General features: G+C 69.2%; 13 protein-coding genes and 1 pseudogene. 6 read left to right on the top strand and 8 right to left on the bottom strand.

The window, feature by feature from the left end; genetic code table 11:
* Positions 1-278: 278 nt before the first annotated feature.
* Together AC07YH_RS15595 and AC07YH_RS15600 are read left to right on the top strand one after the other, a co-directional pair.
* Positions 279-773: a YcgN family cysteine cluster protein gene (locus tag AC07YH_RS15595; protein WP_494747889.1), complete on the top strand. Its 495-nt coding sequence runs from the start codon at positions 279-281 to the stop codon at positions 771-773.
* Positions 761-917: pseudogene (locus tag AC07YH_RS15600) on the top strand (hypothetical protein); the annotation flags it as partial. The gene AC07YH_RS15595 and the pseudogene AC07YH_RS15600, both read left to right, overlap by 13 nt.
* A gap of 79 nt (positions 918-996) precedes the next feature.
* On the opposite strand, the gene rpmE reads toward AC07YH_RS15600, so the two are convergent.
* Positions 997-1,224, bottom strand: a complete 228-nt coding sequence (gene rpmE / locus AC07YH_RS15605) for a 50S ribosomal protein L31 (RefSeq protein WP_454717888.1) — start codon at positions 1,222-1,224, stop codon at positions 997-999.
* 124 nt (positions 1,225-1,348) lie between these two features.
* Between rpmE and AC07YH_RS15610 the strand changes: the two genes are divergently transcribed.
* Positions 1,349-3,202 (top strand): ABC transporter transmembrane domain-containing protein, encoded by a 1,854-nt coding sequence (locus tag AC07YH_RS15610; RefSeq protein ID WP_494747890.1) that lies wholly within the window; start codon positions 1,349-1,351, stop codon positions 3,200-3,202.
* Between the two features lie 2 nt (positions 3,203-3,204).
* Here the strand turns inward: AC07YH_RS15610 and AC07YH_RS15615 are convergent, their stop codons facing one another.
* The 5 genes from AC07YH_RS15615 to AC07YH_RS15635 form a co-directional block, all read right to left on the bottom strand.
* Positions 3,205-4,137 (bottom strand): iron-containing redox enzyme family protein, encoded by a 933-nt coding sequence (locus tag AC07YH_RS15615; RefSeq protein ID WP_494747891.1) that lies wholly within the window; start codon positions 4,135-4,137, stop codon positions 3,205-3,207.
* A gap of 134 nt (positions 4,138-4,271) precedes the next feature.
* Positions 4,272-5,567: a hypothetical protein gene (locus AC07YH_RS15620; RefSeq protein WP_494747892.1), complete on the bottom strand. Its 1,296-nt coding sequence runs from the start codon at positions 5,565-5,567 to the stop codon at positions 4,272-4,274.
* Positions 5,568-5,632: 65 nt separating this feature from the next.
* Complete coding sequence (locus AC07YH_RS15625; protein ID WP_494747893.1) at positions 5,633-7,297, bottom strand: hypothetical protein; 1,665 nt, start codon at positions 7,295-7,297, stop codon at positions 5,633-5,635.
* A gap of 66 nt (positions 7,298-7,363) precedes the next feature.
* Positions 7,364-8,434, bottom strand: coding sequence for a glycerophosphodiester phosphodiesterase (locus AC07YH_RS15630; RefSeq protein WP_494747894.1), 1,071 nt, complete (start codon positions 8,432-8,434; stop codon positions 7,364-7,366).
* Positions 8,435-8,501: 67 nt separating this feature from the next.
* Positions 8,502-9,302 (bottom strand): inositol monophosphatase family protein, encoded by an 801-nt coding sequence (locus AC07YH_RS15635; protein WP_494747895.1) that lies wholly within the window; start codon positions 9,300-9,302, stop codon positions 8,502-8,504.
* 232 nt (positions 9,303-9,534) lie between these two features.
* Between AC07YH_RS15635 and AC07YH_RS15640 the strand changes: the two genes are divergently transcribed.
* The 3 genes from AC07YH_RS15640 to AC07YH_RS15650 are packed head-to-tail and all read left to right on the top strand — an operon-like array spanning position 9,535 to position 11,314.
* Complete coding sequence (locus AC07YH_RS15640; protein WP_494747896.1) at positions 9,535-9,921, top strand: hypothetical protein; 387 nt, start codon at positions 9,535-9,537, stop codon at positions 9,919-9,921.
* Between the two features lie 2 nt (positions 9,922-9,923).
* Positions 9,924-10,463 carry a hypothetical protein gene (locus AC07YH_RS15645; protein WP_494747897.1) on the top strand — a complete coding sequence of 180 codons (540 nt, stop codon included), beginning with the start codon at positions 9,924-9,926 and terminating at the stop codon, positions 10,461-10,463.
* Positions 10,460-11,314 (top strand): sigma-70 family RNA polymerase sigma factor, encoded by an 855-nt coding sequence (locus AC07YH_RS15650; protein WP_494747898.1) that lies wholly within the window; start codon positions 10,460-10,462, stop codon positions 11,312-11,314. The genes AC07YH_RS15645 and AC07YH_RS15650 overlap by 4 nt, the downstream gene beginning before the upstream one ends.
* Before the next feature lie 153 nt (positions 11,315-11,467).
* Here AC07YH_RS15650 and AC07YH_RS15655 read toward each other — a convergent pair whose 3' ends face one another.
* Both AC07YH_RS15655 and thiE read right to left on the bottom strand, forming a co-directional pair.
* Entirely contained in the window at positions 11,468-11,875 is a 408-nt protein-coding gene (locus AC07YH_RS15655) for a hypothetical protein (RefSeq protein WP_494747899.1), read from the bottom strand.
* Between the two features lie 87 nt (positions 11,876-11,962).
* Positions 11,963-12,607 (bottom strand): thiamine phosphate synthase, encoded by a 645-nt coding sequence (gene thiE / locus AC07YH_RS15660; RefSeq protein WP_494747900.1) that lies wholly within the window; start codon positions 12,605-12,607, stop codon positions 11,963-11,965.
* Positions 12,608-12,657: the final 50 nt, after the last annotated feature.

Genomic DNA, 12,657 nt, shown 5'->3' on the forward strand with positions numbered 1-12,657 from the left:
GGCGGAGGCTGATAGGTCGGCGGCGGCGGGGGCGAGAGCCGGAAAGGGTCCTGCAGCGGGGCCTGCGGCGCCCACGGGTCATGGGCCGGCTGTTGAGGCGGTTGTTGAGGCGGCTGGGGCGGCTGCGGCGACGCGCTGGCGGCAGGCTCCGCCTGGCGCCCGTCGGGGCGCTTTGGCGGTTCCTTGTCGTCGAACTTGTAAGGCGGAAGCGTCCAGTCGTTCACGGTCTCAAGCAGGCTCTGTTTGGTCGCCGGGTAAATCGGGTTTAGGACGGCGCCATGACGCCACGCAAACCTTTCTGGGAGACGAAGACGCTCCCCGAGATGACCGTCCCCGAGTGGGAGAGCCTATGCGATGGGTGCGGCCTTTGCTGCCTCGTTCGCTTCGAAGACGAAGATACCGGCGAAATCATCCCCACGCGGGTGCACTGCCAGCTGTTCGACGAACATAGCTGCCGCTGCAAGGACTATCCGAACCGCAAGAAGACGGTGCCGGACTGCATCAAGCTGACGCCCTACAACATCGAGGACCTGCAATGGATGCCGCCGTCGTGCGGCTATCGCCGGATCCACGAGGGCAAGGACCTGCCGCGCTGGCACCCGCTGATCACCGGCGACCCCGACAGCACCCACAAGGCGGGAATCTCGGTGCGCGACCAGACGGTGTCGGAGCTGAGCTTCGCCGACGCCGAGGACGCGCTGGACTTCGTCGCGACGGACCTGATGCGGGATCGTGGGGATGATCCTTACGAGCCGGACGGTGGGGAAGACTGAGGAGCGCCCCCTCCGTCTCGTCGCGTATTCGCGCCGATCCACCTCCCCCGCAGGCGGGTGAGGAGAAAAGCGCCTTCCTCCTCACCCGTGAAACGGGGGAGGTGGCGCGAGGCGCAGCCTCGTGACGGAGGGGGCGCTACCTAGGCACCAGATACGGAAAAAGCCGGCCCGCGAACGCGGAACCGGCTTTTCGTCGCCCTTACGGCGAGAAGCGGGAAGCTTCTTACTTCTTGGCGGTGAAGCCAGCGAACTTAGCGTTGAAGCGCGAAACGCGACCGCCACGGTCCAGCATCTGGGCGTTGCCGCCGGTCCACGCCGGGTGGGTGCGCGGGTCGATGTCGAGCGCCAGGTTCGCGCCTTCCTTGCCGTAGGTCGAACGGGTTTGATAGTTCGAGCCATCCGTCAGGGTGACGGTGATGAAGTGGTAGTCGGGGTGAATGTCTTGTTTCATGGCGGCGATCCAGTCCGACTAAGCCGGCGAGTGTGAATTGGGTTAAGCGCCATTCCCACACGCGCGGGGTGGCCCTCGAAGACGGGCGGCTATAAAGAACCCGCGCGATTTTGGCAAGGGACTGTTGATGACTGACGCGAACGGCGGCGACCAGAAGGCCGAAGGCCGCCCCGGCGCGGGGGCCGAATTGGTCCAGGGCATGGCCGAGGCCAAGGCCCGCCGACCCCGCCGCAAGGACATCCGTCCGCTCGCCCACCTGCTGCCTTTCGTCAAGGCCCACAAGGGCGACGGGCTGGCGGCGGCCTTCTTCCTGCTGTTCTCGACCGGCGCGACCCTGGGCCTGACGGCGGCCTTCAAGGAAGTGATCGACCACGGATTCGCCAAGGGCGCGGGTAGCGAGATCAACAGCGCCTTCATCGGCCTGGGCGCCGTGGCCCTGGTGCTGGCGATCGCCACCGCCTGCCGATTCTTCTTCATCACCCGCCTGGGCGAGCGGGTCGTGGCGGACGTGCGCCGTGCGCTCTATGGCCACACCCTGACCCTGGACCAGCAGTATTTCCTCAAGACCCGCACGGGCGAGGTGCTGTCGCGCCTGACCACCGACGTCAGCCTGATCGAGCAGCTGGTCGGGGCCTCGGCCTCGATCGCCCTGCGCAACATCCTCAGCCTCGTGGGCGGGCTCGGCTACATGGCGGTGGTCTCGCCCAAGCTGGCGGGCTTCATCGTGCTGATGGTGCCGGTGATCCTGGCCCCGATGTTCCTGGTCGGCCGTCGCGTGCGCAAGCTGACCGTCACCGCCCAGGACCGCTTCGCCGACGCCGTGGGCTATGCCGGCGAGAGCCTGGACGCCCTGGAGACGGTGCAGGCCTTCGGGCGCGAGAAGGCCTCGGCCGGGCGCTTCGGCGGCGCGGTGGAGGAAGCCTACAAGGCCTCGGTCCGGCGCATCGTCACCCGTGCCAGCATGACTGGCATGGTCATCACCTTGGCCTTCGGCGGGATCACCCTCTTGCTATGGACCGGCGCGCGCCTGGTCATGGCCGGCGAGATGACCGGCGGCACCCTGGCCCAGTTCGCCATGCTGGCCGTGATGGCCGCCGGCGCGATCGGGGCCTTGGGCGAGGTCTGGGGCGACGTCCAGAAGGCCTCCGGGGCCATGGACCGCATCTCCGAGCTGCTGAACGCCCAGCCCGACATCGCCGCACCGCCGGCGCCCAAGACCCTGCCGGTCCCGGCCCAGGGCGCGATCGCCTTTGACAACGTGGTCTTCGCCTATCCGGGCCGTCCGGACCTGCCGGCCCTGAACGGCTTTGATCTGGCCGTGAAGCCCGGCGAGACCGTGGCCCTGGTCGGGCCTTCGGGCGCGGGCAAGAGCACCGTCCTGCGGCTCCTGCTGCGCTTCTACGACCCGCAAAGCGGCGGCATCCGTCTGGACGGCGTCGATCTGCGCGACGCCGAGCCGGCCGAGGTGCGCGAGCGCATGGCCCTGGTCGCCCAGGACTCGCCGCTTTTCTCCGGCTCGGCCACCGACAATATCCGCTTCGGCCGCGCCGACGCCACCGAGGCCGAGGTCCACGCCGCCGCCGAGGCCGCCCAGGCCGCCGGCTTCCTCTCGGCCCTGCCGCAGGGCTTCGACACCCCGGTCGGCGAGCGCGCCAAGACCCTGTCGGGCGGCCAGCGCCAACGCCTGGCCATCGCCCGCGCCCTCGTGCGCCAGGCCCCGATCCTGCTGCTGGACGAGGCCACAAGCGCCCTGGACGCCGAGAGCGAGCGCCTGGTCCAGCAGGCCCTGACAACGGCCATGGAGGGCCGCACGACCCTCGTGATCGCTCACCGCCTGGCCACCGTGCTGAAGGCCGATCGCATCGTGGTCATGGAAGAGGGCAAGGTCGTCGAGCAGGGCACGCACGCCGAGCTCTTCGCCAAGGGCGGGCTCTACGCCCGTCTGGCCAGCCTGCAGTTCGGGGTCGAGGCGGTCTAGGCCTACTCCGCCGCGTAGACCAACGGGTGGGTGTGGGCCCACAGATGGGCGCGGTAGGTGTCGAAGCACTGCTCGCCGCAGATCAGGCGCATGACCGCGCCCTCGGCGATGTACTTGGCGCGGGAGGGATCTTCCGACACCAGTGGGACCAGGGCCTCGGCGTTCCAGGCCTTGGAGTGCTCGATGTCCAGCTGGGCGTGTAAGGCGAAGTACTTGCGGGCTTCGGGACCGACGCCGACGCGCTTCAGGCCCGCATCGACACAGGCCACGCGCGTCGGGGCGGTCAGCTCCACCACGCCCAGCGCGCCGATCGACTGCCAGACATAGCGACGCGTCGTGGCGAAGGCGGTCATGACATTGGCCAGGCACAGCGATTGCCACAGGGTGGCGTCGATGGTCGGCGTCAGGCCCAGGGTCGCCGTCGTCCGCGACAGCATCGGGCCGTGCATGCCCTTGGCGCCGCCACGGCCCATCTCGTCCCAGTAGTTGCGAGCCAGCTCCAGCTTGGCGCGATCGGGGACCTTGACCTGGGTCATGGCGACCAGATCGTCGAAGCCGGCCTCGCCGGCCGCCTCCTGGGTCAGGAACCACTTGAGGTCCTCCAGCGAGGCGTCGCCGTCCAGCCAGTCGAACAACGGGTCCCATTGGCCGGGGCCGTGGTCCTTCAGCGCCTCGAACCAGGCGATGAAGCCGTCGGCGTCCTGCGGGACGTCCTCGACCAGCGGCGCGACGTGGCGGCGGAAGGCCTCGATGAACGCGCCCTCGATGCGGCGCATGTGGATTTCCTGATCCAGCTCCTCGCGCCAGCCGTCGGAGGGCGCGGCCGGCGCCAGGCGGACGTGATTCCAGTGCGCCAAGCCCTTGTGCAGGGCCTCGGCGTCAGGGAAGCGCGGGCTGAACGCGCCCAGGCGCGAAAGACGTTCGCCACCGTACACGGACACACTCCTTGATCTTGAAGGAGAGATCGCCGAGCGAGGCGACCCCTACGCCGCGAACAGGCGGCGGCGAGGGGGCAAACGGCAGTCGGGCCGGATGTGTTCCTGTGTCGGCAAAGCGACCCGGGCGGTGATTACTTCCGCAAATCCGCTGGCGTCGTCGGTTCGCTGATCACGTGTTCCATCGACGCCCAGCGGGCGGCTTCGGTCTTGCCGGCGCGGTAAACGTGGTCGCGGACCATGTCCTGGCCGAGGTTGTAGTTGATGACGTACGAGCGGTAGGTCTCGATGAACGACACCCGCTTCTCGGCGCCGCCCCGCGAATAGAGCGTGTACTTCATCAGCGCCTGGACGGCCTGCTCCTTGGTCATCTTGCCCGACAGGTATAGCGCCGCGATCGTATTGCCGGCGCTGGACAGGGCCCCCTTGGCCTCCTGCAGCTCGCCATAGGCCTTGGCGGTCTTGGGATCGAGATCCGCCAGCGGATAGAGCTTGTCGCGCTCGAAGTCGGTCTTGGCCTGGCCGGGGAAGGCCAGTTCGATGCCGAAATTGGCGCTGCCCTCGGCGATGAACGATTGCGGCGAGAACAGCGGATAGACGCTGAACTCGACCCAGCCCTTTTCCTTGGTCAGCTTCTCTTCCAGCAGGGCATTCAGCACGTGGTGGCCCGGATAGCCCTCGTGGCAGCCCAGGTCCAAGGCGCGGCTGATATAGATCGGCAGGTCGGTGTTGATCTGGATCAGGCTGTGGGCTCCGCCCTTGTACCAGTTGTAGCCGCTCCACGGCTTCTTGGTGACGAACTCCATGTCGAAGCGCTCATTGGCGGGCAGCTTGATGTGCGCTTCGGTCTTGGCCTTGCAGGCGGCGATGCCGGCCTGCATCACCGCTTCCACCTTGTCGGTCGGGATCACATAGCGGTTCTGGAAGGCGTCGACGCGGGCGGCGAGATCGCCCTTGCCCGGCACGATCTTGTCGATGCGGGCCAGGATCGGGTCATAGCGCTTCAGCGGCTTGATCACGGGGCGGACGCCGAACAGGCCCTCGGCCTCGTCCTCGAAGCTGAACTTGTCGCCGGCGATCATGGCCAGGCGGGTCTGGGCGGCCTTGAGCTGGCCGCGCATGAACACCTTGCGGCGGCGCTCGTCGGGCGAGAGGTCCTTGTCGCTGACCTTGGCCAGGTCCGCCTGCAACTGGTCGGCGGCCTTACGCAGCGCCGAGACCGGACGCGGATTGGCCTTGGCGGCGGCTTCCCAGTCCTTGGGACCGTAATAGGCGTCGACATAGCCCGGCTCGCGCTCGCCGGCCTCCAGGGTCAGGTGGACGAAATCGACGGCGATCTTGTCCAGCGCGCTGGAGGCGGGGGTGGCCAGGGCGGGGCCGCAGAGGGTCACGGCGGCGATGACCGCCAGGGCGGTGTTGCGGATTTTCATGGAGTTCCCCGAGGCAAGTCGACGGGCGGCACGCTGCACCCGCGCGACCTGCTTCGGCAAGAGCCTCAGAGGCTGGCCAACTCCAGGGCCTTGGGCTCACCGGCCCAGGCCTTGCGGGCCTCGTCCATGTGCAGGTCGGCGGCCTGCGTCATGCCCAGCTTGCGCTCGGCGCGGGAGAGTATGGCCAAGGTGACCGGGTCGCGCAGGCGCTTGGCCAGCGCCGCGCGGGCCTCGTCTGCCGCGCCCTTGGCGTCGCCGGAGGCCAGCAGGGCCAGCGCCAGGTCGCGGCGTGGCGCATACCACCAGACCGGCGGATCGGTCTGGTCGCCGAAGCGGGTCTCTTCCAGGTCGGCGGCCTTGCGGAAGGCCTTGGCGGCGACCTTGGGCTTGCCCTCCAGCATCGCCGCCCGACCCTCCAGGACGAGGCGCGCGACCTTGATGGCGTCGACGCCCATGGCGCTGAACGGACCCCAGGCCTTCAGCGCGCCGGCGTCCACCTGGACCTGGGCCAGTTCGCGCCGCACGCCGGCGACGTCGCCCTTGCGGGCCATGGCCTCGCCCCGCGCATAGCGCCACATGGCCTTCGGATAGGGCAGGGACGGTTCCGGCAGGGCCAGCACCTCTTCCGGCGTGGCGTAGCGGCCCTCGACGGAATAGGCCGTGCCGGCGACCGCCTGGTCCCAGGGCTGGTCGGGCTTCAGCGTCAGCGAATGGGTCAGGAAGGGGCGGGCGATGGCCAGGCCGCCTTCCGCGTCGCCCGACATCAGGGCCGAGCCCGCGCCGAACTGCACGTTGTGGGCGTGGTAGTAGAGCTTGTAGACGCCGTCCTCGCCCGTGAAGCCCTGGGCGGTGGCATTGGCCCGGTCCAGCTTGGCCGCCGAGAGGTTGGACTTCAGCGCGTCCTCGTAGCGGCCCACCCAGTAGTAGGTGTGCGAGGGCATGTGGACGAGGTGGCTGGCCGACGGGGCCAGGCCTTCCAGCTTGTCGGCCCACGGCTCGGCGCGGGCGGTGAAGCCGCTCATCTCGGTGGCGTGGATGTAGAAGTGGATGGCCGCGGCGCTTTGCGGGTCGCGCTTCAGCGAGGTCTCCAGCAGCTCGACCGCGCGGGGCAGGTTGGCCTTGGTCCCGGCCAGGGAGGCGGTGACCATCAGGGCGTCGGCGGCCAGGACGGCCAGCTCGTCGTCATCGGGGTTGGCGCGGGCCAGGGCGTCCATGGCCTTGGCGTAGGCGGCGTCGCCCGCGCCCTTGCCGCCGCCGTGCTCGTAGCGGGCCTTCATGGCGGCGATCAGCTCGCGCTCCAGCGGCGGGCCGTCGGCGGCCAGCACCGTGGCGCGCGCCATCAGCTCGGCCATCGCCTTCTGGACCTTGTCGTCGACCGTGTAGTTGATCGTCGCCCCGCCGGCCCAGGCCTGGCCCCACAGGCACATGGCGCAGGTAGGGTCGCGGCGCGCGGCCTCCTCGAAGGCGGCGACGGCGGACTTGTGGGCGAAGGCGTGGCCCAGCTGCAGGCCGTTGTCGAAGAAGGCCTGGGCGTCGGGCGAGGCGGTGTGGATCTTCCACGTCGCCGCGCCGTAGCCGGGCAGCAGCTTCACGGCGTTGGCGGGCGCGTCGCTGGCGGCCGGACTACCCGAGCACAGGCCCATGCCGCTGGGCGCGGGGGCGGGCGCGTCGGCCTGGGTGAAGGCCGGGATCAGGGCGAAAAGCCCCGCCGTGAAGACGATCGCGCGCATGTCAGTCATTCCCCCGAGGAGACGGGACTGTCCGCTCGATATCGTCGTTCGGTCAAGAAGGCGTGGTTAGGCGCGGGCGGCGACCGCCAGGCCCGGGAAGTCGCTGAACACGCCGTCGACGCCGGCCGCGTACAGCGCCTTGAACACCGGGGTCACGTCGCCGGGCAGGGCCAGGAAGGCCGGGTCCTTGGGATCGCCCTTCTGCAGGGTGGCGGGCAGGAAGTAGTTCTCCTGACGCACGGTCCAGGGGTGTACCTGCAGACCCGCCGCGTGGGCGTTCTTGACGAGGTCGGTGGCCGGCAGCAGCGCCTGGCCGTCATTGGGGACCACCAGGCTCCAGTTCGGACCCAGGCCGTCGGCATAGACCGCGACGTCCTTCAGGCCCTGGGCGGTGATCAGGTCGGCGTACTTGACGTTCGGCAGGTCGGCCGGACCGCCTTCGCCGTCGACCAGGAACACCAGTTTCGCCGGGGTCTTGGCGCGCAGCTTCTTCAGTGTGCCGACCTCGAAGCACTGCACGAACACCGGGGCGGTCGCCGAGTTCAGGTCGTTGGACTTCAGCTTGGCCACCAGGCGGTCGTCGGTCGGCAGGCCGATCGAGGCGAAGAAGGTCGGGTGCTTCAGTTCGGGATAGACGCCGATCGTGCGGCCGGTGCGCTTGGTCCCGGCCTTGGCGATGGCCACCACCTCGTCGAAGGTCAGGATCTGGGCCTGGCCGTCGAAGGCGGCGCTGGTCGGACGCAGCTGCGGCAGCCGCTCGCGGGCGCGCAGGGTCTTGATCTCGGCCAGGGTGAAGTCCTCGACGAACCAGCCGGTGACTTGCTGGCCGTCGATGGTCTTGGTCGTCTTGCGGGCGGCGAATTCGGGACGCTTGGCCACGTCGGTGGTGCCGCCGATCTCGTTCTCGTGGCGGGCCACCAGGTGGCCGTCCTTGGTCGGGACCAGATCGGGCTCGATGAAGTCCGCGCCCTGCTCGATGGCGCGCTCGTAGCTCAGCGCTGTGTGCTCGGGCCGCTCGCCGCTGCAGCCGCGATGGCCGATGACGAGGGGCTTTTTCGCCTGCCCGAAGGCGAGGCCCGGAAGCAGGGTGCCGGCGAGCGCGGCGGTGGTCATGGCGCGACGGGTGAGCAGGGTCATGGGGCGCGATTTAGCGCCGGGATGTGACGGTTTGGCGAGGGCTTTCGCGCCCTCGCCATCACAAATCCTACGCCGCCCGCAGCTTCTCCAGGATCTGCGGGTAGAGGTCCTGGTTGCTGGCCAGGATCGACTTGCCGTTGACGACGTCCAGGTCGTTCTCGTCGATCGTGGTGACCTTGCCGCCCGACTCCTGGATCATCAGCACGCCGGCGGCGACGTCCCAGGGATGCACGTTGCGCTCCCAGTAGGCGTCGAAGCGGCCGGCGGCGACCCAGGCCAGGTCCAGCGAGGCGGCGCCGAAGCGGCGGACGCCGGCGACCTTCTGGCTGACCTGGTGCAGCTCCTTCAGGAACTGGCCGTGGCCCGGCTTGCCGGCGAACGGCACGCCCGTGGCCAGGACGCTTTCGTCCAGGTTCCGGCGGGCGGCGACGCGTAGGCGCTTCTCGGCGCCCAGGAACGCGCCCTTGCCCTTTTCGACCCAGAACAGGTCGTTGGAGATCGGGTTGTAGGTGACGCCGGCGACGACGCCTTCGCCTTCACGCTGCAGGGCGATGTTGACCGCGAAGTGCGGGATGGCGTGCATGAAGTTGGTGGTGCCGTCCAGCGGGTCGACGATCCAGGTGTGGGTCTTGTCGGTGCCCTCGATCATGCCGCGCTCTTCGCCCAGGAAGCTGTAGCCCGGGCGGGCCTTGGTCAGGATCTCGAACAGGGTCTGTTCGGCCTTGAGGTCGGCATTGGTGACGAAGTCCGCCGCGCCCTTCTTGGAGACCTGCAGCTCCGTGACTTCGCCGAAGTCGCGAGCCAGGCCACGGGCGGCCTTCCGGGCCGCGTCGATCATGACGTTCAGGAGGGCGGAAGGGGTAGCCACGGCGTGTAATCCTCAAGGCAATGCCGTCGACGCCCGCCGGAAAGTCCGGCGGCGGAGCGGTAGGTCGACGGTGTGAAAGAACGGGCGCGGAAACTAGTCGTCCACAGGCGGGATGGCAAGGCGCCGTTGATTCGACAGGCTTAACGGCGTCTCCGGATGATTTTTCGCCGAACCGTGTCACGTCGGCGGAGCCTGTCTCGTCCTGTCTTCCGAAATCCATTCGGAGGGCGACATGCGCTGGATCGCGATCGGACTGACGGTGCTGTTCCTGGGGAACGGCCTGGTGATGCTGACCATCCCCTATCCCTGGTACCTGACCATTCCCGGGGTCATCCAGACCGGACCGTTCAACGACCACTTCGTGCGCGACATCGGCGCGACCTATCTGGCCTGCGGCATCGGGACCCTGCTGGGGGCGCTGGACCTGCGCCGGCACGCGGGCGCGGTGGCGGTCGCCGCCGCGTTCCAGGGCGTGCATGCGATCATCCACATCATCACGCCGTTCTGCGGCAGCGCCCTGCCGTGGCCGCTGCTGGCGCGGGACTTTCCGGGCGTCTTCCTGCCGACCCTGCTGACGCTGTGGCTGGCGGTGGCGGCCTTCAAGACGCGAGAGGCCTGACGATGCTGAAGGCGATCATGACCGCCGCGATCGACCGCTTCGAGACGCGCTACGCCTACGACGCGACCTATATCCGCGACCTGCTGGAGGCCAGCCCCAAGGCGCTGAACGCCTTCCGAGGCGCGCGGACCCTGGCGGGCTATCGCGAGGGCGCGCCGGCCGAGGCCCTGGCGGGGGCGGGCCTGGCGGCGACCCTGGCCGAGGACTGCGGGCCGTGCGTGCAGATCGGCGTGCGCATGGCGCAGGAGCACGGCGTGCCGCCCGACGTGCTGCGCGGGATCCTGACCGGCGACCTTGCCCTGATGGGATCGGACGCGGGCCTGGCCTTCCGCTTCGCCAAGGCCTCGCTGGCCCGCGACCTGGAGCGCTCCGACGCCCTGCGCGACGACGTGCTGGAGCGCTGGGGTCCCAAGGGCCTGTCGGCGATCGCCCTCGCCATCGCCGCCGCGCGGGTCTATCCCACGGTCAAGTACGCGATGGGCCACGGCAAGACCTGCTCACGTGTCGAGGTGGCCGGGGAGGCGGTGGCGGTGCGGAGATGACAGCTGCGGACGCGATCTTCGAGCAGCGCCGCTCGGCCATGACGGGCCTGGCCTACCGCATGCTCGGCTCGCGGGCCGAGGCCGAGGATGTCGTGCAGGACGCCTGGCTGCGCTGGCGCAAGGTCGACGCCGAGACCGTCGAGGAGCCCGGCGCCTATCTCAACCGCGTGGTCACCCGCCTGGCCCTGGACCGGATGAAATCGGCCCGCGCCCGGCGCGAGGTCTATGTCGGCGAATGGTTGCCCGAGCCGGTGGTCGAGCCCGACTTCGAGGCCGGCGGCGACGCCGACCTGTCGGTGGCCTTCCTGCTGGCTCTGGAGCGGCTGACCCCGCTGGAGCGGGCGGCGTTCCTGCTGCACGATGTCTTCGACACCCCCTTCGCCGAGATCGCCGCCGCCCTGGGCCGCAGCGAGACCGCCTGCCGCCAGCTGGCCTCACGGGCTCGCGAGCACGTACGCCGCGACCGGCCGCGCTACACGCCCAGCGTCGACGAGGAGCGCAAGCTGACCACGGCCTTCTTCCAGGCCCTGGTGACCGGCGACGAGGTGGCGCTGCGCGACCTGCTGGCCGAGGACGTGGTCTGGCACGCCGACGGCGGCGGCAAGGCCAACGCCAACCTCAACCCGATCTATGGCGCGACCAAGCTGGTGGCCATGCTGCAGGGCATCAGGCGCAAGTTCCCGCCGCCGGCCGACACGACGGTTCGCCTGGCGCGCGTCAACGGCCAGCCGGGCCTCGTCCTGGCGTCGAACGGCGTCGTCTTCCAGACCATGAGCCTGGAGATCGAGAACGGCCGCATCGCGGCGGTCTATGCGATGCGCAACCCGGAGAAGCTGGTGGGGCTGAACTGATCCTTCGCTCCACAACCGTTTCCCCGGCGAAAGCCGGGGGCCCAGATCCATCCGGAGCGGTTTGGGATGACGCGCCTTTCGGCCTCGCCAGACCCCGCGATGCTTCGGGTTCGATCTGGGTCCCGGCTTTCGCCGGGAAGACGGAGTGGGTGTTTAAGGCAGCTCCACCTTCGGCAGCGTATCCTTCGTCTCGCAGGCCAGCTTCCCGGCCTTGCCGACGGCGCCGGAGATGTCGTCGATCTTGGCTTCCTTGCGCCAGCCCTTGGGCAGGCCCTTGGAGCCGTCGAAGTCCATCCCAAGGTCCATCCACTTGTCGGCCCCGCAGTCCAGCGCGAAGACCAGGATCGGACCCTTGTTGGCCGGCCAGTTCTTGTAGGGGCCGTTGGGCTTGCCCTCGGCGACGCGGGTGACGACCAGCCCACTGGACTGGTCCACGCGCGTGAAGTCGGCGTCGTAGTAGGACTTGGTGTCCCCCGGCGCCTGTTTCCAGGTCTCCGCGGTCGCGGCGCCGGAAAACGCCAGGACCGATACGCTAAGCAAACACAACTTGAGTCGCGTCATCACTGCGTCTCCCCCTCTACTTTTGTTCGCTGGGGAGGACGCTATGCCTGTGTGCAGTGCGTCACAAGAGAACGCCGTTATTTCGCCTTATTTGCGCAGCCCCAGCCCTTCGGTGATGGCGGCGTTCAGGGCGGCGACACCGGCGTCCGGGCCTTCGGGGTGCGCCCAGACCCCGGCCGAGACGGCCAGGAAGTCCGCGCCGGCCGTGGCCAGGGGCGCGGCGTTGGCCGCCGTGATGCCGCCGATGGCCACGCACGGCGTCTCCATCGTCTCCTGCCAGATGGTCAGGATCTCGGGCTCGGCGGTGGTCGGGGCGTCCTTGGTCGTGGTCGGGAAGAAGGCCCCGAACGCGACGTAGTCGGCCCCGCCTTCCGAGGCTTCCATCGCCAGGTGGCGGCTGTCGTGGCAGGTGACGCCGACCATCCGCTGGCCCATCAGCTTGCGCGCGTCCTTCAGGGCCATGTCCGACTGGCCGACATGGACGCCGTCCACCGCCAGGCGGGCGGCGAGATCGGGGCGATCGTTGAGGATCACGGCCACGTCGCGGGCCTGGGCGATCGGCGAGAGGGCGTCGACGGCGGCGGCGATCACGTCGTCCGGCGCGTCCTTCAGGCGGATCTGCAGCGCGGCGACGTCGCCGCCTTCCAGGGCCTTGGCCAGCTGGCGGCCGAAGGCGGCCAGGTCGGTCAGGGACGGCGGGGTGATCAGGTAGAGGCGGCAATCGGCGGTCATGGCGTGGCTTTATGCCAATTTGAGCCCCTGCGCGACCGCCCAGAAGGAGA

Source organism: Caulobacter sp. GW456-12-1-14-TSB4 (assembly GCF_059424195.1).

Excerpts from the sequence above, each read along its gene's own strand:
- AC07YH_RS15620 (WP_494747892.1), bottom strand. The coding sequence starts at position 5,567 with ATGAAAATCCGCAACACCGCCCTGGCGGTCATCGCCGCCGTGACCCTC.
- AC07YH_RS15625 (WP_494747893.1), bottom strand. The coding sequence starts at position 7,297 with ATGCGCGCGATCGTCTTCACGGCGGGGCTTTTCGCCCTGATCCCGGCC.
- AC07YH_RS15650 (WP_494747898.1), top strand. The coding sequence starts at position 10,460 with ATGACAGCTGCGGACGCGATCTTCGAGCAGCGCCGCTCGGCCATGACG.
- thiE (WP_494747900.1), bottom strand. The coding sequence starts at position 12,607 with ATGACCGCCGATTGCCGCCTCTACCTGATCACCCCGCCGTCCCTGACC.
- AC07YH_RS15595 (WP_494747889.1), top strand. The coding sequence starts at position 279 with ATGACGCCACGCAAACCTTTCTGGGAGACGAAGACGCTCCCCGAGATG.
- AC07YH_RS15655 (WP_494747899.1), bottom strand. The coding sequence starts at position 11,875 with ATGACGCGACTCAAGTTGTGTTTGCTTAGCGTATCGGTCCTGGCGTTT.
- AC07YH_RS15630 (WP_494747894.1), bottom strand. The coding sequence starts at position 8,434 with ATGACCCTGCTCACCCGTCGCGCCATGACCACCGCCGCGCTCGCCGGC.
- AC07YH_RS15640 (WP_494747896.1), top strand. The coding sequence starts at position 9,535 with ATGCGCTGGATCGCGATCGGACTGACGGTGCTGTTCCTGGGGAACGGC.
- rpmE (WP_454717888.1), bottom strand. The coding sequence starts at position 1,224 with ATGAAACAAGACATTCACCCCGACTACCACTTCATCACCGTCACCCTG.
- AC07YH_RS15645 (WP_494747897.1), top strand. The coding sequence starts at position 9,924 with ATGCTGAAGGCGATCATGACCGCCGCGATCGACCGCTTCGAGACGCGC.